We start from the raw sequence: 20,864 nt of genomic DNA, 5'->3' as shown, positions 1-20,864 counted from the left end.
TAAAGGTAAGGAGTTTTTATGAATAGACGAAATTTCTTAAAAAGCACCGCCGCAATCGGCACGCTAGCGACGCTAAATCTAAATTTAAACGCTAGCGCGGTTACAGGCGGGACGGAAAAGAAAGTCGCCAGCGTCTGCGAGATGTGCTCCTCGCGCTGTCCTATCGAGGTGACCGTCAAAAACGGTCGCGGCGCTCTCATCGAGGGCAACCATCGCTTTTCAAACAAAACCTCGGTCTGCGCTCGCGGAGGCGCGGGCATAAATCAGCTCTACGACGATCAGAGGCTCATTAAGCCGCTCATTCGCGTAGGCGAGCGCGGCGAGGGCAAATTTAAAGAGGCGAGCTGGGACGAGGCGCTTAAAATTTGCGCGCAGAAGCTTGGCGAGATTTCGCAAAAATACGGCCCGCAAAGCGTAGTTTTTACCTCTAAAACGGGCGAACACCACACCCAGATGATGAATTTCGCCTGTGCATACGGCAGTCCGAACATCTACTCGCACTGGTCCTGTTGCCCGGTCACCTACAATATCGCCGTACCGCACACCTTCGGCACCAACATGCAAAGAGACTACGGCGATGCAAAATATATCGTAAATTTCGGTCACAATCTCTTTGAGGGCATCGACATCTCAAAAACTAAAAAGCTCGCAAAAGCCGCAAGCAGAGAGGACGTAAAGCTTTTGGTTCTCGATCCGCGCTTTAGCGTCGTAGCTTCCAAAGCTGACGAGTGGCTGCCGATAAAACCGGGAACCGACGCGGCGTTTTTGATGGCGCTAATCCACGTCTGGCTGCGCGATAACAAATACGACAAAAAATTTATCGAACAATACGCCGTAGGGCTAGAGGAGCTAAGGCAATCGGTGAAGGATACGACGCCGCTTTGGCAGGAGGCCATCACGGGGATCAAAGCGGACAAGGTAGAGCGCATCGCAAATGAAATTTACGCCGCAGCTCCCGCAGTCGTAATCGACTGGGGTCATAAAACCACGACCGCTAAGGCCGAATATATCCGCACGCGCGCCATCGCGATCGCAAACGCGCTGATGGGAAACGTCGAGAAAAAGGGCGGAATTTACTTTTCTAAAGACTCCAAAACCTTCAACGCGCTTTGCAAAGAGGATCTATTCCCTACTATCTCAAACCCGGATAAAAATTTTAAAATTCCAAAGACCGCGCGCATCGACGGCTGCGGCGAGGAAGGTAGCGAAAATTTCTTCGTGCCGCGCAAACACGGCGTTTTAATGCAGATCGCGCCTACGATTTTAAGCGAAAAGCCTTACCCCGTAAAAGGCTGGGTCAGCACGCGCTTTAACCACCTCATCAACGTTGCGGGTGTGGATAAGAGCGTAGAGGCGATCAAAAAGCTAGACTTCGTGCTCGCAATCGACGTGTATATGAGCGACTTTGCGTGCCTAGCCGACGTGATCTTGCCCGAATCCACGTATTTGGAGCGCGACGAGTCGATTCAAAACAAAGGCGGCACCGCGCCGGGATTTGTGATGCGAAACAAGGCCGTTGAGCCGGTGGGCGATACGAAGTGCGGCTATGAAATTTTTAGAGAGCTTGCGAGGGTGATGAAGATCGATAAAGATTACACCTGGAACAACATCGACGAATACCGCATGCAGCAAGCCAAAGGCAACGCCGAGCTGATCGCAAATTTAATCAAAAACGGCTACGTAAGCTACAAGGTACCGAAGCTGTATTACCGAGAGCCGAAGCTCGTGGCTAAATTTATCGATAAATATCCTGCTGCGGCGGAGTTCGTGGACGAAAACGGCGAGATGAGCTCACAGATGAAATTTAAAACCCCGAGCGGCAAGATCGAGCTTTTCGCGCCGAAAGTGGAGGAGCTTTTCGCGGGATACGGCTGCTTAAACACCGAGGGTATGGACGTATTTGGCGGACACAAATACTGCCTAATGACCGGCAAGACCGCGTTTCACACCAACGGACACACTCAAAATGTCAAAATTTTAAACGATATGATGAGCGAATCGCCGGTTTGGATCAGCCCCGCTTCTGCAAAAGCAGAGGGGCTAAAGACGGGCGATATCGTGAAGCTTAAAAATAAATTCGGCGAGCAAAAAGCTAAAATTTTCGTCACGCAAGGCATCAGAGACGACTGCCTATTTTTATACCACGGCTTTGGGCACGTAAGCCCGGGGCTAAAGCGCACGAACGGTATAGGCACGAACCAAAGCGTCCTTCTCGATCCGGCTGCGGGTCCTGTGGTAAGCACGATGGTAACCAACGTCGGCGTCGATATAGTTAAAATTTGAAAGGGGCGGTTATGAAGAAACTCATAATGATTCACGACGAAAATTTATGTATAGGTTGCCAAGCCTGTTCGGTTGCGTGCAGGAACGAAAACGGCGTACCGAGCGGCGTTTATAGGCTGCAGGTGCACGGCAAAACAAGCGGCGTTTTTCCAAGCTTAAAGCTAGATTATTCGCGCGCCAGCTGCGTTATGTGCGAGGATAGCCCCTGCGTGGACGTCTGCCCTACGGGAGCGAGCTTTAAAACCAAAGACGGCGTAACGCTCATAGATGAGAGGCTTTGCGTCAGCTGCAAATACTGCATCCTGGCCTGTCCTTACGACGCTAGATTTGTCGATCCTATCACTCACGCTATCGGTAAATGCACCTTTTGCTACACTAACCGCACTAGCAAAGGCTTGCAGCCTGCCTGCGTAAGCGTGTGCCCGACCGACGCTTTAGTTTTCGGCGACGTAAACGACGCAGGCTCTGGGGTAAATAAGCTGCTAGCCAAAACAAGCGTAGAATATCCAAAAGCATATCTAAACACCAAGCCGCGTCTAGCGAATATCAAAAACAAAAAAGGAGGACGCTATGAATAATATGTGGGGCGATATGAGCCAATACTCTGAAATTTACTGGCCTTGGCCGATTGCGATCTATCTATTTTTGGCGGGTCTTAGCGCGGGAGCGACGATGGTGGCGCTTTTAGTTAAATGGAATCGCCACGAAAGCGAGCAAAATTCCATCTGGGATGCGATGATTAGAGCGGGTGCGATCACGGCGCCGCTTACGATCTGCGCGGGGCTTTTGCTTTTAATCTTTGATCTGGGCAAGCCATTTAGCTTTTATCTTTTGCTGATCAAATTTAACTTCGGCTCGGTGATGAGTCTCGGCGTGGCGGCGCTTTTGATCTACGTGCCGTTTAGCTTTGTATTTGCGCTATGCGTATTCGGCGAGGAAATTTGCAAATTTAAACTACTTGCGTTCCTGCGACCTATCGTAAATTTGCTAAGCTCGTTTGCCAAAGCTTCCAAACTCTTCGAGCGAATTTTGTTTATCCTTGCTCTTTGCGTGGGCGCATACACGGGCTTTTTATTAAGCGCGGTGATGAAAATTCCGCTTTGGAATACTCCGGTGCTGCCGATTTTATTTTTGCTGTCGGGCTTTTCCAGCGGCATCGCGGCGAGCATTTTAGTGGGGCTTCTGTTTTTTAAAGGCTCGTTAAACAAAGATAGCATAAAATACCTTTTGGTGCTTGATCTGCGCGCGATACTCTTTGAGATTCCGCTTTTGTTCATTCTATTTGTCGGGATGTATTTCGAGGGTGGTACTAGCGCGCTTGCGGCACAGCAGGCTTTGACGCACGAGGTTTACGGTAAAATTTTCTGGATCGGCGTTTTAGGCACGGGGCTCATCGCTCCGATCATCATCGCCTTTACGGCGTTGAAAAACCACGCCTACAAGCCTGCGTTTATAGTTTTAAATTCTTTCGTCGTGCTTTGCGGCGTCATTCTGCTTCGCTACTTCGTTGTATATGCGGGGCAAATTTGCACGGGAGCGTAGTCTCGCTCCCGATTTAGGGAACGAGTTTGAAAATTTTACTTTTAGAAGACGATTTTGAATACAGAAGCAGCGTAAGTGAGTATCTGCAGGAGCTCGGCTACGAGGTGGACGAATGCGAAAGCGGCGACGTAGCCTGCGATAAGATCGCCGCGAATGCATACCACTTGCTGATTTTAGACATCAAAGTGCCGGAGGTTTCGGGAGAAGAGGTGCTTAGATATGTGCGAAGCCTCGGCCTCAACACCCCCGTGATGATGATGACCTCGCTCGGCGACATCGACGATTTGAGCCAGTGCTACGAGCTAGGTTGCAATGAATATCTAAAAAAGCCTTTCCACCTAGCTGAGCTTAAATTTAGAGTAAGCGAGCTGATGCGAAAGTATTTCGGCGACGAAAAGGGTGCCGTCAAGATCGCGGATAAATTTCACTACTTTGCAAATTTAAAAATTTTAAAACGCGCGGACGAAGAGATATCGCTAAGCGCCAAAGAGATCAAGATTATAGAATTTCTGCTCGTCAATATCAAAAGATTCGTAAGCGTAGATGAACTCATCGCCGACGTATGGGACGGCGAGGCGGGCAGCGTCGATGTGCGCGTGCATATCAGCAACCTCCGCTCCAAAACGAGCAACGACTTCATCCTCTCCAGCCGCGGACTCGGATATAAAATCAATGCTTAAGGGGTTTAAATTTACGCTTTTTAGCGCGATCTTCATCATAGGCGCCTTTATAAGCGAGAGTCTTTATATAATCTATTTAAATTCCAAAATCGAGGAGAGCGCCGACGTCGCCGAGCTGATACAAAAAAGCGGCGAAGCCCTAGCCGGTGCGGATCTGAATCTAAAAGACGAGCTCATCTACGACTACGCGATCCTAAACGCAAACGGCGAAATTTTAAGATCAAACCTCAGCGTCCAACCGCCGGATTTTGCGTTTATCACGCTGAAATTCGGCGGGCGGGTATTTTTTAAGCGCCACTTTCTGCATGAGGGCAAGCTGCATTTTTTCGTCATCTCAAAAAAGATAAGCTACGCAAAGATAGAATTTATCGCGATCTCTACGATCTTTATCACGATTTTCGTAGCGCTCATCATCGCGCTGTTTAACTACAAAATCATAAAAAATTTCTACGCACAGCAAAGCAACCTCATCAAGGCGTTTTTCAACGACGCGATGCACGAGCTAAAGACCCCTTTAGGCGTCGCGCTCATCAACACCGAGATGCTTGGGCTGCGCGACAAACACACGGCGCGAATAAAATCCGCGCTCAAGCAGATGGTAATTACTTACGAGGACGTGGAGTACTTCATCAAAAGCGGCAAGATGAGCTTCAAAAGCCGCCGCATCGATATGAGCGAGTTTTTGAGCGCTAGGATAAATTTCATCTATCTGGTCGCAAAAAGCAAAAACATAAGTCTGCAATCGCGAATAACGCCCGATGTGAGCGTCTTTATGGACGAAACCTCGCTAATGCGCCTCATCGACAACACCCTAAGCAACGCCATAAAATACTCGCGCCCCGGCGGCAAGATCATCATCGGGCTGGAAAAAGGGGTGAGCATAGCGGTATTTAGCGTGCAGGATTTCGGTATCGGCATAAAGGATACGAGCGCGATCTGGGATAGATACTCGCGCGAAAACGCGGCTCTTGGCGGATTTGGCCTCGGGCTAAACATAATCGATAAAATTTGCAAGCGCTACGGAATCGCAAAAAGCGTCAGCTCGAAGCTCGGCGAAGGCAGCACCTTTTGCTACAAAATCCCGCTGTTTAAGCAGAAGCTTTTGGATTAAAACGCCGCGTAAATTTAGACGCAAATTTTAAAATTTTAAAAGTAAAATTTATGCGGCTAGGGCTTTTTAAAATTTCCTTTTGAAGGGAATTTTCAGCCGCCTTTTGCCTCTCTTGATTCTAAATAATATTCTTGTACATCAAAATTTAAGTTACCACAATTGTCAAATTGATTTTTTACAACCGGTTGATTTTTTTTATCGATATAATATTCTGACAAGAATTTTTTGGCTGTTGTAAAATTACTTATAAATACACTATGATTTAAAGCTATAAAATTGTCATATAAAAGAAAACTATAATCTAAAAATAATAAATTTTCAAAAAATATCGGCTCATTAAAACCGGCACTCATCTTATTTAAATTTATTTTAATATATTTGCTTGGATTTATACTTACAACTTCTATTTTATTTAAAACAACATATTCTATATCATTTTTTTCAGTCTCTAAAATTCGCAAAATTTCATTTAAGTTACGATTTTTGGCTTTATAATATGAAACTTTATTCATTTTGCACCAAGATCTTCCATATTTTTTGCAACGAAAATTATTAATTAAAATAGTAGCTTCTAATTCTTTTTCCAAATACTCAGTAATAGCTCTTTTATACAACTCCTCTTTGGGTAAAATTCTATCCTCTTTAAGGCAGTATCCTTGCTTGTATTTGTTGTAGCCAAAAATAGTAACTACGGCGAAGCCTCGCGAAGTGGAATAATCGGGGATTATGCGGATAAATACGGCGCAGAGTATTATTATAAGAAGCAGCACGCCAGCTAGCACTTTAAATTTAAGAGATTTATAAAATTTCATACCGACGCTCCTTTTAAAATTTAAAATTCCAGCGTAAATTTCCGCGATCTTGCGATTAAATTTAAAACGCTCGCTCGCCGCGCTGCCGCCGCCGCTACGAAATAAACAAGCGATAGGCGCCTAAATTTAAATCCCGCCGCTAGCCTTCGCGGTGCAAAATTATATAGCCCAGCTTCGTGCCGTTTTCGTCCGAAAATGCCCTCACGTAAAAATAATGCCCGTCCTTTTTGATAAAGCTCTGCGCCCCAAAATCAAGCGTCGCCAAAATCGACAAAACGTCGTAATCCGGCGCGCTGTTTACGACGATAAAGTCCTTGATAACGCCTATTTTATCGTAAAAGCAATCGGTTTCAAACCTCTTATCTACGAGGATAAAAATATCGTTTCCCATACGGTTGATCTGCGCGATGACGTGCTCGAAATCGAGCATTATCTCGGCGCTTCCGATAAATTTGCCGTCGCTAAAAACCGGCGAAATTCCGCGCATAAAAACCCCACACCGCCCCATCTCCACAAGCGCTTTGGGAAGCAGGCTATGGCGGATCTGCAAAAGCGAATGGCGAAAGGAGCTCAGATCGTCGTTGTAAAATTCGTCGCTCCAGCTTCTGGCCAGGCTTCTGATGTTTTGCGTATGAAAATGTATCTTCACGCCCGTATAGAAGGGCACTGCACTCAAAATGTCTTTGTATTTTTTCGTCACGTCCATGCACTCGCCGTGTTTGCCGCTCTCGAAGCAGCGCACCACGTCGCTGTTCTGCGATAAAATCAGCGAGATCGCAAAGGCGTTTAGCTTCTCCTCATCGACGATCTTTTCAAACAGGCTCGCGCTAAAATCGAACTGCTGCTTGATTTTTATCTCGTTTTCCTCGCTTTTAAAGCGCAGATAAAACGCAAGCGCGATGCCGCAGCAAGCAAGCGCGAAAAGGCTTAGGTATTTTTTTGAGCGCGCGCCTATCATCTGAATTCCATCTTTAAATTTGCCGCTAAAATTTCTGCGAATTCGCTAAATTCTGGCAGATTTAGCTTGCCGTTTCGCATCTTTTTTCCCCAGACGGACTCCGGGAAAAAGCTGTCGTTTTTAAAGCGCGCTTGGACGTGAAAATGCACGCGCGGCACGTAGTTGGCGAAGCTTGCGATGTTGATCTTATCGGGCGCGTAAAACTCCCGCAGGCTCTTTTCGCACTGAAGCACGGCGCGCCACAGATGCGCCAGCGTCGCCTCGTCGCAATCGCTAAGCTCCTTAAATTTCGCTTTCGTAAAGACCTTCACCCACGGCACTTCGTGCTCCTCGCGCTGTACGTAAATCATCTCATCTTCGTAAATCATCGCGTTCTCCTTGAAAACGGAATTTTAATGCAAAGCCCATTAAAGCTCGGTAAATTCCTCTTACATAAATAATATACTAAAACACATTAATTAAATATATCTATAAAATCTCGATATATTCGTAATTTTTATGTTATAATTCTGCCTTTTAAAAGGAATATATATGAAATCAGTTTGGGTAATGATCCTATGCGCCGCGGCGATTTTGATGGTTACGATGGGCATTCGTATGTCATTAGGTCTTTTCGTGCAACCTATAATGCAAGCAAATTCCCTATCCATCGCGCAAGTAAGCTTTGCGATGGCAACTACGCAGCTGGTATGGGGCTTTTCGCAACCGCTTAGCGGGATACTTGCAGACAAGCTCGGTGCCTACGTCGTGCTGTTTTGGGGCAGCGTGCTTTTGGCGATTAGTTGCACTCTTGTGCCGTTATTTAGTAGTGAAAGCGCGCTTGTATTAACGATGGGTTTTGGGCTTGCACTGGGGCTTGGCGCGGGTAGTTTTCCGATTCTAATGAGCCTAATGGCAAAGCGCCTGCCATTTTCTATCCGCTCGGTTGCTAGCGGAATGTTAAATGCAGGCGGCTCGTTCGGGCAGTTTTTATTTGCACCGATGATAGGGTTTTGTATCGCAACGCCTACTTTGGGATACGGCGGCGCATTTTTTACGCTCGCAGGGCTTAGCTTGCTAATTCTGCCGCTTGCAAGACTTTTAGCAGGCGGTAAAATTCTATTTGGCGAACAAACCAGCCTGCATGAAGAAGATAAGCGCAGCTTAGGCGAAGTTCTGCGTTTGGCACTGCGCGATAAAAGCTATATTTTGATAAATTTAAGCTTTGCTACGTGTGGTTTTCACGTAGCGTTTTTAGTGACGCACTTGCCTAGCGAAGTAGCGCTAAGCGGGCATGGCGCGCAGGTAGCGTCCTTTTCGCTCGCACTGATTGGTATCGCAAACATCGTAGGCAGCTTATTCGTAGGCTGGTGTGTTTCCAAAGTGCGATGTAAAGTCATTTTGTTTTGCATATATGCCCTGCGTATCGCTCTTATTGGTACTTATGTGCTCTCGCCCAAAGATAGCCTTACGTTTTATATCTTCAGCGTGGGATTAGGATTTACCTGGCTAGCGACCGTACCGCCTACTGCAGCTGCCGTAGGTAAGCTATTAGGGACGCGATATTTAGCAAGCCTATTTGGATTTACGATGCTTTCGCATCAAATCGGCGGATTTTTTGGCGCATATATCGGAGGTCTTGCGGTACGGGCATACGGCGCGTATGATTATATGTGGTATTTGGATATGACGCTAGCGGCTATTGCAGCTCTGCTAAGCCTACCTGTGCGTGAAGCTAAGATGAAGCACGTAAAATTTTAAAAATTTTATGGGATTTTGAAATTTACGGACGGAATTTTCGCGAAATTTTGCAAGCTAAATTACGACAGAATTTTGAAAATTTTAAAATTTATCGGATTTTATGTTTCGCACGATGAAATTTCACTTTAGTTTTGAAATTTCGCTGTGATAAAATGCAAAATCCGCTTATGCTTTCAAATTTAGCCGAGACGAGCTTTTAAATTTTATAGAATTTTGAAATTTTAAAATTTCGGCTCGCGCAGCATTTTAAGAGCTGGCGCGAGAGCATCTGCAAAGCCTTTAAATTTTTCAAATTCCTCCGCGCTAAGCTCTGCGCTAAACTCCGCTCCCGCAGCGCCGAAGCTCGCCTCATAAACAAAGCCCGATTTTTTTAAAAAATGTTCAAATTTAGCCACCGCCGCAAACGGCACGAAAAACGCGCACTTCTTACGCAGCACGAATTCCACTAACTCTGCGGCGTCCGTAGCCGCGTCTATCGCGGCATTTGCGCTACTAGCGTATGCTCTCACCAGCCCGCCGGTACCTAGCTTGATGCCGCCGAAGTAGCGCACCACGAGCACTGCGGCATTAATTAGTTCGGCGCCGCGAAGCGCGTTTAGACACGGCGCGCCCGCAGTCGATTTGGGCTCGCCGTCGTCGCTCGAGTTTTCTACGATCTGCCCGGGCTCGTTCAGCGCGCGATACGCCCAGACGATATGGCGCGCCTTGGGATGCTGCTGCCGCAACTGCGCACGCAGCGCCTCGAAGCTCGCTAGCGGCGCTAAATAGGCGATGAAGCTTGATTTTTTGATCTCCTGCGCGGCGCTGATCTCTTTTTCAATCGTTTTCAAGGCTTTCCTTTGCGGAATTTTATCTTTTTTGCATTATAATAAAAGTTCAAAAAAAGATCAAAGGAGCTTCATGATCCAGACCTGTTTATTTCCCGCGGCGGGCTACGGCACGCGCTTTTTGCCCGCGACCAAATCGCTACCTAAAGAGATGCTTCCGATCCTTACCAAGCCGCTGATTCACTACGGCGTGGACGAGGCGCTGGAAGCGGGCATGGATAATATGGCCTTCGTCACGGGTCGCGGCAAGCGCGCTCTGGAGGATTATTTCGACCGCAGCTACGAGCTGGAGGATCAAATTTCAGGCAGCAGCAAAGAGTATCTGCTCGACGAGATCAGAGCACTTATGAAGCGCTGCACCTTCTCTTTCACGCGCCAAGAGCAGATGAAGGGGCTCGGCAACGCAATTTATACGGGTAAAATTTTAATCCGCGACGAACCTTTCGGCGTGGTGCTCGCAGACGATCTGTGCGTGAACGAAAACGGCGAGGGCGTGCTTTCGCAGATGGTTAAAATTTACGAAAAATACCGCTGCAGCGTCGTTGCGGTTATGGAGGTGCCGCCGCAGGACGTAAACAAATACGGCATCATCGCGGGAAAGAGCATCAGCGACGATCTGATAATGGTCTCGGATATGATCGAAAAACCGGAGCCCGGCGAGGCTCCGTCGAGCTTAGCCATCATCGGGCGCTACATCCTAACACCTAATATTTTCGATCTCATCGAGCAGACGGCGCCCGGTAAAAACGGCGAAGTACAGATCACCGACGCGCTTTTGAAGCAGGCTCAAAACGGCGTGGTGATCGCGTATAAATTTAAAGGCACTCGCTTCGACTGCGGCTCAGTAAAAGGCTACGTGGAGGCAATCAAATATTTCTACGAGCGAGAATTCGGCGATGGTAAAAAATGAGCTGTTTTTCCCGCTGGCAAAAGAGGGCGCGCTAGAAGAAGTAGCGGCAAAGATCCGCGCCGAATACGAAAGCGGCGAGATAGGCTACTACCGCCTGCCGCAGCAAGGCGCGGGCGTAATAGCGCGGGCGCAGGAATTTTTTAGCGCACGAAGCTACGACGGGGTCGTGCTTTTGGGCATCGGTGGCTCCAGCGTAGGCGTGCGAGCGCTTTATGAGATGCTGCGTCCGCGCGTAAGAAAGAATTTGCGCTTTGAAATTTTGGATAATCTCGACGGGCACAGTGTAAACCGCGCGCTTGAAGGACTAAATTTTGCTCGCACTATCTTCATAGTATCCTCCAAATCGGGCGGCACAATCGAGACAATCTCGCTTTTTAAAGTGGTTTTGCAGCGTTTTGGAATTTCAAATTTAAAAGCGCTAGCTAAAAATTTCATCTTTATCACCGATGCAGGCTCGCCGCTTGATATCTTCGCGCGTGAGCACGGCGCCTGCGTGATAAATATGCCCGCTAACGTAGGCGGCCGTTTTAGCGTGTTAAGTGCGGTAGGGCTAGTGCCCGCAGTTGGGCTAGGCCTTGATGCAAGCGCGATGCTACGCGGAGCTGCCGCCGCAAAAGAGCGGTATCTGGATGAAATTTTAGCAGGCGATCCCGCTAAAATCGCGGAGAATAAAATTCTACGAAAAGCCCATCACTACGCCACGCACAAAAGTGCGAAAATCAACGTCCTTTTTAGCTATGGCGACGCGCTGCGCGCATTGGGTGAGTGGTATGTGCAGCTCTGGGCGGAAAGCCTAGGTAAAAAGATCGGCTTTAGCCGCGAGGGGCTTACTCCTGTGGGGCTTGTAGGCTCACGCGATCAGCACAGCTTCCTTCAGCTCATAATGGACGGCGTAAAGGATAAGACCGTGACCTTCTTAAAGCTCACGGACAACGGCACTACGGACGTGGTGCCCGGTATCAGTCTGCAAGGTCTTGAGGGCTGCGACTTCGTAAACGGCATGCGACTGGATGAGGTGCTAAATCTTCAGTGCGATGCTACGCTGCAAGCCGTGCTAAACGAGGGCATCAGCGTCGATCTAATCGAGGTTTCGCGGCTTTGCGAACAGAGCGTGGGCGAGCTATTTTACTACTTCGAGCTGCTAACCAGCGCTACCGGAGCGATACTGGGCGTCAGCACTTACGATCAGCCGGGCGTCGAGGTAGGCAAGAGAATTTTAAAATCGCTAGTTTTGAAATCGCGATATTAGAATTTGCGGCGCTAGCTAGACGGAATTTCGTCGGTCTAAATTTTACTAAAGTCAGGCTCTACTCGCACCCTATTTTGCTTAGGCAAAATTTTAGAATTTTAAAATTTACGTCGCGAAATTTTGATTTCGCGCTACGAGCATTTGGAATTTTGTCACAAAATTTCGCGGTAAAATTCCAAAATTACACCGCGAGGCGTAAAAATTTTGCGATTTGTGAGCGCGCAAGGAGATGAGATGAAAATCACGAAGATCGATCACTTCGTCCTAGTTACGGACGATCTGCAAAAATGCGTGGAATTTTACGAAGGGGTTTTGGGCTTAGAGCATGTTTGCGAGGGCGACAAACACAGCCTGCGTTTCGGCTCCTCAAAGATCAATATCCACACCCGCGCGGGCGAGTTCGCGCCGTTTGCGGCGCGTCCTAGCGCGGGCTCGGCGGATTTTTGCCTCATCTGCGAAGATCAAAGCGCGCAGCAGCTCAAAACGGAGCTGGAAAGCAAAGGAGTGCAAATAGAGCTTGGCGTCGTGCCTCGCAACGGCGCGCGCGGCGCCATGCAAAGTATCTATCTGCGCGATCCTGACGGCAATCTCGTAGAGCTCGGCGTATATAAAAGCGGCGATGATTAGCGCGTAAATTTTAAAGGCAAAATTCCAAGCGAAGTGTTAGAATTTAAATTTTCTAAATTTCACCTTTTTGCTAAATACCGACAAGGTGCGCGGGACGCTATCCAAATCTATATGCGTTTTGCGCATAAAATACTCTCTTAATTCCAGATACTCTTTTTCGCTATAAATCAAAACATTTATAATTCTAAGATCGCCCGTTTCGCCATATACCACAAGTCGGTCATAGATGCCCAAGCATCTGAAACTGCCATTTTTAAGATGCATCAATATACCCGCTCCGAATAGGCTAATTGCTATCATCGAAATTAGCGCGATCATCGCATGCATTCCGCGCATAACGTATGCGCCCAAAGGCCAAAGCGACAAAAATAGCATTTCAGGTATGCTTATCCTCTGCCGCCGGTCCCAGCGCGGATCAAAACTGATCGCAACGGCGCCGATTTGTTCAAGCTTCAAAGATTTATAAGCTTTATCTTCTTTGTAATATTTGATATCCGAATCGTTAAATACGAAATAGACGCCCTTTTGTTGCTTTCGCCTGATAAAAAACATTACCAAAGCGAAAGGGAGTAGTCTAAAATTTTTGGGCTCAATGGGGTTTACTACGGTAACGACCGAGATGAAGAATAAGCATCCTATAAGCGTAGCAATCGTGGAATATTTCATATAATCGTAAAAAGCATAGTCTTTTATTATTATCGGCTCTTTGTCGTAATCTCTAAACTCAACCTCTTTGTTTCTTGTATCCATAACCGCCCGCTTTAGCTAAGATAATATTTTTCTATTTTATCAATATTAATATTTTTTCGAACTAAAAACCATTCTTTTATTTCGTTTAGCCTTTTCGTATCATATACGCAAACTAAATAATTTTTTGCCGATAAAATAGAGCTTAAATAATAAGTATTTTCCTGCTCATAGTACGGATAATCCACTACGATTGCAGAAAAGAATGAAAAATTCTTAAAATTGCCTACGATCAAAAAGTGAAAAAATATTTTCAAAAAGATTGCAGAAAGTATTGAAAAAATGAAGAATAATAAAATTTGCGATGATAGAAACGATAGGGCTGCAATAGAAAAAATTATAATAATATTATAAATGAAGCGACGAACTTTATCATCGTTGCAATATCCCCAAAATGGTTTGCCTATCACATAATTTAAATGAAGATTGTTGGTCCTTCTCTCAAGCTCGCCGTTGTTATAGAAATCTATAGAATTATTCATAAAGTAGATTTTGCAATTATTATTGCTTACACAGCTGTTATAAATAAGTCTCAATACTATCGCTATAAAAATTCCGAATATAATACTAGAGCCTATTTCCATCATCGATATATGGTGTTTTGAAAAAATTAAATCCCATATGTTTAGAATATATCCACCTAAAATCATAGGCATATATAAAAACGTAATTGTAGATATCAATAGCCTCTCATAATTTTTGATTATTATCGGCTCGTTATCGTAATCCCTAGCTTTGGGATTATGCTGCAAAAAGCCGCTATCATCCGAGATAAAATTTTGCTGCTTTGCGTTGTTTTCACAGGCAGAATTCTGATCCGCTTCGGCTTCTAAATTGCCTTCTAAATTTAAAGCATCAGTAGCGGAATTCGGTGCTTTGGAATTCAAAGATTCAAAATTCAGGAATTCAGAATTCAAGATTTCGAAATTCGGAGGTTCAAAATTCAGGAATTCAAAATTCGAAACTTCAAAATTAGAGGCTTCGAAATTCTGGATTTCAGAATTTGGGACTTTAAAATTTTCGCCGTTAGAATTTTGTTCCAAGCCCCGCTTCGGCTCTTGATGTCGCTTCTGTAGTGGCTTTTTTAATTCATCTAGCCTGCTTTGATCCATTTGTCGCCTTTAAATTTGATGGACGCGCCATTTTATAGCGCCGCCGCTTAAAGCTCAGTAAATTTCACCGCGCGTCCGCTGCGCGCAGTCCAATCAAAATTTAGCCGCCATATCTTTGCAGAGATTTTTTATATGTTTTCGCCGCAGCGCAGCCCACGCTCAGATATGCCTCAAACTCCTCGCTAGTAAGCCTGCGCGGCTCATTCGCAAGCTTCGCCGCGCCCGCCGCGCCGCTTGGCATATTTGCGTCCAGATTCGCTTCATTTACGATCTCGCCTCGTCGGATTCGGTTGCTAAAGCCCGCTGCATGCGCTATTTGCGGCGCACGCTTTAAAGAGAAGTTTAAATTTTGCGTTTGTAGATTTAAAATTTTACCCATGCATTTGCGCGGACCCGCGATAAAATCGCCATTTTGTATAAGCGTGGCGACGGTAGAGCCGAGCGGACCGTTGCCCGCGGAGCCGCTCAAGTCGCCCTCCGAGCCAGATAAGCGGCCTGCGAAACCAGGTAATCCGCCCGCCAAAAGCTCTGCGCCGCTTAGGACGCGCAGGCTTCGCACCAAAATCCCGCCGCCGCTTTGCGGGACGCTGCGAAACGAAATGTCAAAGCCGAAATTGTGAAAAAATATCTCGCCCGCCCGCGACGTGCGCTTGTAGGTGTTGCGATCCGCGCCCGTGAAATACGCCTCGATCTCCGCGAAGGCGAATTCCGCGCCGCTTACGCAAAGCACATAGTTTTGCAGCAGATCGCGCATGAAATTTTCGATCTTTGCCTGCGCTCGCTCGGCGCCAAACGGCGCCTGCGGCGGATGGGCACCTAGCCCTGCTTGTGATGGGTGGACGTTAAATTTTAAGTGTGCTTGCTCGGCATTAAACAGCAGCTCGGCATTAAATTTTAAAATTTCAGCTTGCTGCGCGCCGCTAGAATATGACTGTTTGCCGCAAAATTCCGCGCCATTTTTTGATTTTAAAAGCTCGCCGTCGCTCCCGTCTCTCGCGCTTCCTGCAAGTTTATGATTTTTTGAAGCGAGCTTTGAGCCCGCCGAAATTCCAAACTCCGCCGGGTTGATTTTTGAGAAAAATTTTTCTAAATTTTCATCGCCCAGCATTTTACTCTTCCGTAGAATTTCCTTCGCGCTTCGCGATGTTTGCTTTGCTGTCCGTAGTGTCGGCTTCGCCGTTGTTTGCCTCGGCGCGCGTTAAATTTCCTTCGCCGTCCGTTGCGTTTGCATTGCCTCGCGCTAAATTACCGCCGCTGCTCGTCGTGTTTGCTTCGTTATCTTTAAAATTTGAAGCTTCGCAACGATCTACACCTAAACGCTCGAAATAATATCTCTCTCGCTCGCCTAAGTTTTCTACTCCTCTTTCGCATACGCGCTTGATATACGCCTTGCTAGGGTATCTAAGCCGATTGAGCGCCAATTCACTACCCGCGTCTGCACGCTTTATCAGCTTGGCGATGCAGGCGTCATCCTCTTCACTATTTGCGATATAATTCCATACGCCACAGTATCTATCACCGCCCAGCGTCGTAATCAAAAAATAAGCCCAAAGCAGGATTATGGCAATCGATATGCTTCCTTTTATTTTTAAAGATCTCTTTTTTACCATGTTTTTCCTTGAGTAATAAATTTTAACTCATTTTTTCACAAATTTGACCAACGACATAAAATTTACGATATCGCCCTCAAAGCTAATCTTATCGCCCAGCATTTTGCTCTTCCGTATAATTTCCTTCGCGCTTCGTAGTGTCCGCCTTGCTGCTCGCGGTGCCAACTTCGCCGTTGTTTGCCTCGGCGCGAGTTAAATTTCTCTCGCCGTCCGTCGCGTTCATATCACCTCGCACTAAATTACCGCCGCTACTTGTCGTATTTGCTTCGCTGCCCTTTGATTTGGGCGTTTTAAAGCTCCAAGCGCTACAACGATCTTTACTATAACGCTCGAAATAAAATCTTTCTCGCTCACCCAAGCTTTCCACTCCCTTTTCGCACACTCGCTTGATATATTCCATAGTTGGGTATCTAAGCCTACTTTCTGCAAAACTATTTCCATCATCTGCGCGCTTTATCAGCTTAGCAATGCAAGCGTCATCCTCTTCGTCGTGCCTGCCTGAAAAAAATTCTCTCGCGCTACAATACCCGCCGCTACCGCTTACAAACACGGCATAAATAATAAGAAGCGCCACAGCTAGCACAAAAACATGACTTTTACCGATTTTCAAGCTCGCCTCCTTCGCGATTAAATTTTGATTTTTTCCGCAGATTTACGATTTGCGGACGGATCGTAAACTCGCTTACGTTGGACTTCGTGCGCAGAATTTGCAGCGTGAAATTTGCGATCTCCCCCGCATCCACGAAGCTCGCCTCATCATCTGCGGGCTCAAAGCTCAAATCCTCGTAAAAGGGCGTTTTGGTGATGTCCGGGTTGATACAGCTTACTCTGATCTGCTTGCGCGCTTCCTCAAAAAGACAGAGCAGAAACGCCCTCAGCCCCGCCTTGCTCGCGCTATAAACCGCGCTAAAGCGGCTCGCCCGCAGCGCCTCGATCGAGCCAATGCCGATGATATGGGCGCAGTTGCGCTTTAAATTCGGCAAAAGCGCCCGCGTGATTATGATGTTTGCGGCAAGATTTACGTTTAAAATTTTTAAAATTTCGCTCTCGTTCATCGCTTCAAGCGGCGCAAATTTCGCCGTACCTGCGCACAAAATCAGCGCGTCAATACCTTGCGCCGCAGCCAGCGTCCGGCACTCCTTCGCCAGCGCGTCCGTATCCTCGAAGCGCGAGCTTAGCGTTAAAATTTCATAGCCGTTTTGTCGCAAAAGCTCCGCAACCGCGCTACCGATACCGCCGCTTGCGCCCGTGACCAATGCTTTCATCTTTTCTCCTTTAAATTTTATGCCGCTTCGGCGCGTTAAATTTAGCGCGTCACGTAAATTTCGCTGCGCTAAATTTTCTTTGCTCATTGTGTCCGCCGCTAAATTTACGCGGATTATTTAAACCGCGCCGCGACTTTGCCGGGTAAAATTTTAAATTTAGCCCGCGGGCGTTTTGCTGCGCCGCCGCTTTGTAAAATTTTATCGCTGCTCGCCGTGTCCGTCCCGCACGATTTATAAAATTTAATTTTATAAAACTCGGCGCGCCGCTAAATTTTAACCGCTAGCTCGCCGCAAATTTCGCGCTGTGCCTTGACGCCACATACGAGCCGGCACAGGCCGCGACATCTGCGACAAACAGCGTGTCTAGCGCCGCCGTATCTTTGCGAAATACGCCGCCTTCATCGCCTCCTCAAACGCGTCGTTGCTTTCGTACTCGCAGCCCAAGACCTCGCGCCACAGGCTCGCATCCTCCATGCAGAGGTAGAAAAACACCCGCTCGCGCCACGGCAAAAGCGCGTCCGCGGCAAATTTAAAAAGCTCGCGCTTGATCTGCGGCGGGTAGGACAGCTTGCCGTTCGCGTCCGCAAGGGGCATCTGTAAAATTTTGCTCCGCAGCCCGCGAGAGCGCAGCTTCTTGACGACGGGCTTGATGAAAGTAAGCGTGCCGAGCGAGACCATCGCGACGCCGCTTGGATCGAAGCGGCGCAGCAGCTGCTCAAAAAGCGCGCCGTAATCACTCCGCCACCCCTCGTACCAAACCATCGGGTGGAGGTGAAAACCCACCAAAATGCCGCGTGCCGCAAGCGCTTCGGCTGCCGCGAGCCGCGCATCCAGGCTCGCGCTTAGATGCTCCTCGTTCGCAATGATCGCGGGCGTATTTAACGAAAATGTAACGATGAGATTGCGTGGGATCTCGCGCTGCAGGAAAAACTTAATATTGTTCGACTTGCTTTTAAGCTCCAAAATCACGTTTTGATGCCGCGCCGCAAAGTCCGTTAGCGCGCTTAAAATGCCGAAGCGATCGCCCCACATAAGCGAGTCGGAGCTCTGACCCGTGCCGATGTGGTAGCTGCGCGCGGGATCGAGTCGCAGCCGCGCTAAATTTGCCGCGAAATTTTCGTCAAAGCCGATTTTCCCGTGCTTGTAAAAGGAGCCGATCGCGCAATACGAGCAGTCAAAGCCGCACGAATTAACTGCATCGAGCGTCAGCAGATTGCAGCAGCGCGTGTTTTCGCTCGCCACCGGACAGCGACCTAGAGCGATGCGCTCTGCGCGAAAGGAGGAAATTTCAAATTTTTTCGGCTCGTAGTCGCTTTTGAAGCTCGCATACGAGTGCGGGCGCGACTTAAGCTCCAGCCGAGCCTCGCGCACGAAATTAAAAATTTGCTCGCCGCTTGGAACTTTCCCTGCTTTATTAAATTTGGCTTTATTAAAATTTAGCCCGCACTGCTCGCTTGTAAGTAGCTCATAAATTGGCGCCTCGTCCCACGCCTCAAAATCGCTCGCAAACTCCGCTAGCTGCTTTTTTTGCTGAAATGAAAAGTGAAATTTATCAAATAGCGTGCCCAAAAACGCGCTTGATCGCTCGCTCAGATTCACGCCAAACTGCGTGCCTAACTCCTTTTTCGCCTCCGTCATCTTGCTCCGCTTCGTTTAAATTTTGCAAATTATACTTAAATTTCGCGCGTCGTCACTGAAAATCGTTGAAATTTCAGATCGCGCCGCAGAATAGTCGCTCGAAATAGAAGGCGTAAGCTAGCGTAATAGCGACGTTTAGGATCAAAATTCCGCCGAGTATGAGCTTTTGCGGGATTTTTTTGACGCCCGTTCGGTAGTAATACGGCAGGGCGCAGAAAAACGCGGGCAGCACGAGTAGAATGATGCCTAGCGGTATGCCGGTGCCGCCGGTGCCTATCTCAATACTGCGCACAAACTGCGCCATGGCGGGGAATTTAAGGGCGGCGAAAATGGCCGCTGCAAAGAGTAGTTGCACGCAGACGCAGTAAAATAGGTAGCGCGCGCCTATTAGAGCGTCTTTCAGCCATAGCCCGATACAGGCAAATGCGAGCAAAAGGGCTAAAAAGACTAGCGAGGGCGGATCTGCGAACAGATCCGCTACGGCATACGCGCAAGCCGCGATGCATGCGCACGCCAAGAGGGCAAAATACAGATAAGAGTCTTTTATTTTCATCGTTTCTCCTACGCCTCCGCAATGCCTTCAAATTCCGCGTCGTATTCGGCATATGAAGCCGAAATTTATCTCTCGGCTCGGTTTTTTGCGCACGCATCCATAGTTAAATTTTACCCTTTATCGCGGCGCGGATTTGCGGTAGGCTCGCCTTTACGAGCTCATAGACGAAGCCTTTGCTAAGCCTCTCGCCGCGCAGATGATCGCTTACGATCTTCATCATCGCCCACGGCACGCGCGCGCACTCGCAAGCGCTCACGAAAAGCGCGCTCTCCATATCGTAAAGCCTGATATCGCGATTTGCGCGCCCGCGGGTAGCATCTTTTGCCGTGCACGGCGTATTTTGTGTTGCGCGCGCTGCGGTCCACACCGCGTCGTGCGTGAAATTTTTTGTATCTGCTGCATCGTTCGCCCTTTGCGTTACGGCTTGTGCGTTTATCTCGCCGCATACATTGATCGCTGCGAAATTTTCCACATCGGTCTGCTCCGCTGCGTTTAAAATTTTAGACTCGTTCACGCAGATTAAATTTGCCCGTAGCTTGCAGTCCAAACTCGCGCCGCAAAATGTCTGCGAGCGGAAATTTTGAATTTTTTGAGCCTGCACGCCGCGCCCCATTGACTGCAAGCCGTAAAGCTCCGATCCGTCCTCGCCGCAAAATTCCTGCGCTGCCGTGCCGTCAAAGTAAAATGCCTCGCCGATTTGCACGCCTTTATCCTCGCAGCCGCAGACGCCTATGTTTAGCGCAAAGTCCACGCGCCGCGAAAATAAAATTTCGCCTAAGCGCTCTGAATTTTTCGTGGAGCTAAAATATGAAATTTTAAAATTTTTAGCTGCATTTTGCGCGAAGCCAGTTTCTGCATCGACGCCGCAGAGTGCGCCCGCGTCCGAAGAATGCTCAAATTTTGCGCCCGCGCCGCGCCGATCCCTGCGAAGCTTACGCCCGAATTCTGCGTCTGTATCGGCACGGCAAATAAATTCCGCGCCGGGTTCGCTCTTAAATTCTATTTCTATGCCGCCTGCAGCGCCCGCTTTAAATTTAGCTCCGAATCTCACGCCGCAGATATATAAAAGCATCTGCTCGCCTGCGAATAGATCGCCGCTACGCGTAAGTTTAAAACTCTCGATTATCGCTTGGGCTTCGCAGCGCAAAGCCGTGCAGATTAGTATCATCGCCGCCCCTTCCAAAAGCGCAATTTTAACAA

General features: G+C 47.8%; 22 protein-coding genes. 9 read left to right on the top strand and 13 right to left on the bottom strand.

Annotation, left to right across the window (positions count from 1 at the left end):
* Positions 1–18: 18 nt before the first annotated feature.
* From phsA to Q0393_RS05470, 5 genes are read left to right on the top strand one after another with little or no spacing between them, the layout of a single operon-like run.
* Complete coding sequence (gene phsA, locus Q0393_RS05490) at positions 19–2,283, top strand: thiosulfate reductase PhsA (RefSeq protein WP_298978522.1); 2,265 nt, start codon at positions 19–21, stop codon at positions 2,281–2,283.
* An 11-nt stretch (positions 2,284–2,294) separates the two neighbouring features.
* Complete coding sequence (locus tag Q0393_RS05485) at positions 2,295–2,861, top strand: 4Fe-4S dicluster domain-containing protein (RefSeq protein ID WP_298978520.1); 567 nt, start codon at positions 2,295–2,297, stop codon at positions 2,859–2,861.
* Complete coding sequence (gene nrfD / locus Q0393_RS05480; protein WP_298978519.1) at positions 2,854–3,825, top strand: NrfD/PsrC family molybdoenzyme membrane anchor subunit; 972 nt, start codon at positions 2,854–2,856, stop codon at positions 3,823–3,825. Before Q0393_RS05485 ends, nrfD begins: the two co-directional genes overlap by 8 nt.
* Positions 3,826–3,851: 26 nt before the next feature.
* Positions 3,852–4,505: a response regulator transcription factor gene (locus Q0393_RS05475; RefSeq protein WP_298978517.1), complete on the top strand. Its 654-nt coding sequence runs from the start codon at positions 3,852–3,854 to the stop codon at positions 4,503–4,505.
* Positions 4,498–5,616 (top strand): ATP-binding protein, encoded by a 1,119-nt coding sequence (locus Q0393_RS05470; RefSeq protein WP_298978516.1) that lies wholly within the window; start codon positions 4,498–4,500, stop codon positions 5,614–5,616. The genes Q0393_RS05475 and Q0393_RS05470 overlap by 8 nt, the downstream gene beginning before the upstream one ends.
* A 92-nt stretch (positions 5,617–5,708) precedes the next feature.
* Here Q0393_RS05470 and Q0393_RS05465 read toward each other — a convergent pair whose 3' ends face one another.
* From Q0393_RS05465 to Q0393_RS05455, 3 genes are all read right to left on the bottom strand, one after another.
* Positions 5,709–6,428, bottom strand: a complete 720-nt coding sequence (locus Q0393_RS05465) for a hypothetical protein (protein ID WP_298978515.1) — start codon at positions 6,426–6,428, stop codon at positions 5,709–5,711.
* Between the two features lie 139 nt (positions 6,429–6,567).
* The gene (locus Q0393_RS05460) at positions 6,568–7,386 is read right to left on the bottom strand and encodes a cache domain-containing protein (RefSeq protein ID WP_298978514.1); all 819 of its coding nucleotides are present in this window, start codon (positions 7,384–7,386) and stop codon (positions 6,568–6,570) included.
* The gene (locus Q0393_RS05455; RefSeq protein WP_298978512.1) at positions 7,383–7,754 is read right to left on the bottom strand and encodes an HIT family protein; all 372 of its coding nucleotides are present in this window, start codon (positions 7,752–7,754) and stop codon (positions 7,383–7,385) included. The genes Q0393_RS05460 and Q0393_RS05455 overlap by 4 nt, the downstream gene beginning before the upstream one ends.
* 163 nt (positions 7,755–7,917) lie before the next feature.
* On the opposite strand from Q0393_RS05455, the gene Q0393_RS05450 reads away from it, so the two are divergent.
* Positions 7,918–9,126 carry an MFS transporter gene (locus Q0393_RS05450; protein ID WP_298978510.1) on the top strand — a complete coding sequence of 403 codons (1,209 nt, stop codon included), beginning with the start codon at positions 7,918–7,920 and terminating at the stop codon, positions 9,124–9,126.
* 221 nt (positions 9,127–9,347) lie between these two features.
* On the opposite strand, the gene Q0393_RS05445 is transcribed toward Q0393_RS05450, so the two are convergent.
* Positions 9,348–9,956, bottom strand: a complete 609-nt coding sequence (locus tag Q0393_RS05445) for a YigZ family protein (protein WP_298978507.1) — start codon at positions 9,954–9,956, stop codon at positions 9,348–9,350.
* Between the two features lie 70 nt (positions 9,957–10,026).
* Here Q0393_RS05445 and galU point away from each other — a divergent pair, with 70 nt between their 5' ends.
* The 3 genes from galU to Q0393_RS05430 all read left to right on the top strand — a co-directional run bounded on the left by galU (position 10,027) and on the right by Q0393_RS05430 (position 12,739).
* The gene (galU, locus tag Q0393_RS05440; protein WP_298978505.1) at positions 10,027–10,863 is read left to right on the top strand and encodes a UTP--glucose-1-phosphate uridylyltransferase GalU; all 837 of its coding nucleotides are present in this window, start codon (positions 10,027–10,029) and stop codon (positions 10,861–10,863) included.
* Complete coding sequence (locus Q0393_RS05435; RefSeq protein WP_298978503.1) at positions 10,850–12,112, top strand: glucose-6-phosphate isomerase; 1,263 nt, start codon at positions 10,850–10,852, stop codon at positions 12,110–12,112. Before galU ends, Q0393_RS05435 begins: the two co-directional genes overlap by 14 nt.
* Before the next feature lie 234 nt (positions 12,113–12,346).
* Positions 12,347–12,739 (top strand): VOC family protein, encoded by a 393-nt coding sequence (locus Q0393_RS05430; RefSeq protein WP_298978501.1) that lies wholly within the window; start codon positions 12,347–12,349, stop codon positions 12,737–12,739.
* Positions 12,740–12,775: 36 nt separating this feature from the next.
* Here the strand turns inward: Q0393_RS05430 and Q0393_RS05425 are convergent, their stop codons facing one another.
* The 9 genes from Q0393_RS05425 to Q0393_RS05385 all read right to left on the bottom strand — a co-directional run bounded on the left by Q0393_RS05425 (position 12,776) and on the right by Q0393_RS05385 (position 20,832).
* Positions 12,776–13,489, bottom strand: coding sequence for a hypothetical protein (locus Q0393_RS05425; RefSeq protein ID WP_298978500.1), 714 nt, complete (start codon positions 13,487–13,489; stop codon positions 12,776–12,778).
* A gap of 11 nt (positions 13,490–13,500) precedes the next feature.
* Positions 13,501–14,598: a hypothetical protein gene (locus Q0393_RS05420; protein WP_298978498.1), complete on the bottom strand. Its 1,098-nt coding sequence runs from the start codon at positions 14,596–14,598 to the stop codon at positions 13,501–13,503.
* 100 nt (positions 14,599–14,698) lie between these two features.
* Entirely contained in the window at positions 14,699–15,706 is a 1,008-nt protein-coding gene (locus Q0393_RS05415) for a hypothetical protein (protein WP_298978496.1), read from the bottom strand.
* 1 nt (position 15,707) lies between these two features.
* On the bottom strand, positions 15,708–16,208 hold the full coding sequence (locus Q0393_RS05410; RefSeq protein ID WP_298978494.1) for a hypothetical protein: 501 nt from the start codon (positions 16,206–16,208) through the stop codon (positions 15,708–15,710).
* A gap of 88 nt (positions 16,209–16,296) precedes the next feature.
* Positions 16,297–16,818 carry a hypothetical protein gene (locus Q0393_RS05405; RefSeq protein ID WP_298978492.1) on the bottom strand — a complete coding sequence of 174 codons (522 nt, stop codon included), beginning with the start codon at positions 16,816–16,818 and terminating at the stop codon, positions 16,297–16,299.
* A complete protein-coding gene (locus tag Q0393_RS05400) occupies positions 16,805–17,473 on the bottom strand; it encodes an SDR family oxidoreductase (protein ID WP_298978490.1) in 669 nt (222 codons plus the stop codon). Before Q0393_RS05400 ends, Q0393_RS05405 begins: the two co-directional genes overlap by 14 nt.
* A gap of 363 nt (positions 17,474–17,836) precedes the next feature.
* On the bottom strand, positions 17,837–19,111 hold the full coding sequence (locus Q0393_RS05395) for a spore photoproduct lyase family protein (RefSeq protein ID WP_298978488.1): 1,275 nt from the start codon (positions 19,109–19,111) through the stop codon (positions 17,837–17,839).
* Positions 19,112–19,184: 73 nt separating this feature from the next.
* Positions 19,185–19,664, bottom strand: coding sequence for a hypothetical protein (locus tag Q0393_RS05390; RefSeq protein WP_298978486.1), 480 nt, complete (start codon positions 19,662–19,664; stop codon positions 19,185–19,187).
* A 103-nt stretch (positions 19,665–19,767) separates the two neighbouring features.
* Positions 19,768–20,832: a hypothetical protein gene (locus Q0393_RS05385; protein ID WP_298978485.1), complete on the bottom strand. Its 1,065-nt coding sequence runs from the start codon at positions 20,830–20,832 to the stop codon at positions 19,768–19,770.
* Positions 20,833–20,864: the final 32 nt, after the last annotated feature.

The sequence above is a fragment of the uncultured Campylobacter sp. genome (genome assembly GCF_938015785.1).
Lineage (GTDB): Bacteria > Campylobacterota > Campylobacteria > Campylobacterales > Campylobacteraceae > Campylobacter_B.
The sequence above is the reverse complement of the archived record's forward strand: the minus strand, read 5'-3'. Positions and strand labels throughout refer to the sequence as shown.

Coding starts and splice junctions, on each gene's coding strand:
- phsA (WP_298978522.1), top strand. CDS start 19: ATGAATAGACGAAATTTCTTAAAAAGCACCGCCGCAATCGGCACGCTA.
- Q0393_RS05485 (WP_298978520.1), top strand. CDS start 2,295: ATGAAGAAACTCATAATGATTCACGACGAAAATTTATGTATAGGTTGC.
- nrfD (WP_298978519.1), top strand. CDS start 2,854: ATGAATAATATGTGGGGCGATATGAGCCAATACTCTGAAATTTACTGG.
- Q0393_RS05470 (WP_298978516.1), top strand. CDS start 4,498: ATGCTTAAGGGGTTTAAATTTACGCTTTTTAGCGCGATCTTCATCATA.
- Q0393_RS05465 (WP_298978515.1), bottom strand. CDS start 6,428: ATGAAATTTTATAAATCTCTTAAATTTAAAGTGCTAGCTGGCGTGCTG.
- Q0393_RS05460 (WP_298978514.1), bottom strand. CDS start 7,386: ATGATAGGCGCGCGCTCAAAAAAATACCTAAGCCTTTTCGCGCTTGCT.
- Q0393_RS05455 (WP_298978512.1), bottom strand. CDS start 7,754: ATGATTTACGAAGATGAGATGATTTACGTACAGCGCGAGGAGCACGAA.
- Q0393_RS05450 (WP_298978510.1), top strand. CDS start 7,918: ATGAAATCAGTTTGGGTAATGATCCTATGCGCCGCGGCGATTTTGATG.
- galU (WP_298978505.1), top strand. CDS start 10,027: ATGATCCAGACCTGTTTATTTCCCGCGGCGGGCTACGGCACGCGCTTT.
- Q0393_RS05435 (WP_298978503.1), top strand. CDS start 10,850: ATGGTAAAAAATGAGCTGTTTTTCCCGCTGGCAAAAGAGGGCGCGCTA.
- Q0393_RS05430 (WP_298978501.1), top strand. CDS start 12,347: ATGAAAATCACGAAGATCGATCACTTCGTCCTAGTTACGGACGATCTG.
- Q0393_RS05425 (WP_298978500.1), bottom strand. CDS start 13,489: ATGGATACAAGAAACAAAGAGGTTGAGTTTAGAGATTACGACAAAGAG.
- Q0393_RS05420 (WP_298978498.1), bottom strand. CDS start 14,598: ATGGATCAAAGCAGGCTAGATGAATTAAAAAAGCCACTACAGAAGCGA.
- Q0393_RS05415 (WP_298978496.1), bottom strand. CDS start 15,706: ATGCTGGGCGATGAAAATTTAGAAAAATTTTTCTCAAAAATCAACCCG.
- Q0393_RS05410 (WP_298978494.1), bottom strand. CDS start 16,208: ATGGTAAAAAAGAGATCTTTAAAAATAAAAGGAAGCATATCGATTGCC.
- Q0393_RS05400 (WP_298978490.1), bottom strand. CDS start 17,473: ATGAAAGCATTGGTCACGGGCGCAAGCGGCGGTATCGGTAGCGCGGTT.
- Q0393_RS05395 (WP_298978488.1), bottom strand. CDS start 19,111: ATGACGGAGGCGAAAAAGGAGTTAGGCACGCAGTTTGGCGTGAATCTG.
- Q0393_RS05390 (WP_298978486.1), bottom strand. CDS start 19,664: ATGAAAATAAAAGACTCTTATCTGTATTTTGCCCTCTTGGCGTGCGCA.
- Q0393_RS05385 (WP_298978485.1), bottom strand. CDS start 20,832: ATGATACTAATCTGCACGGCTTTGCGCTGCGAAGCCCAAGCGATAATC.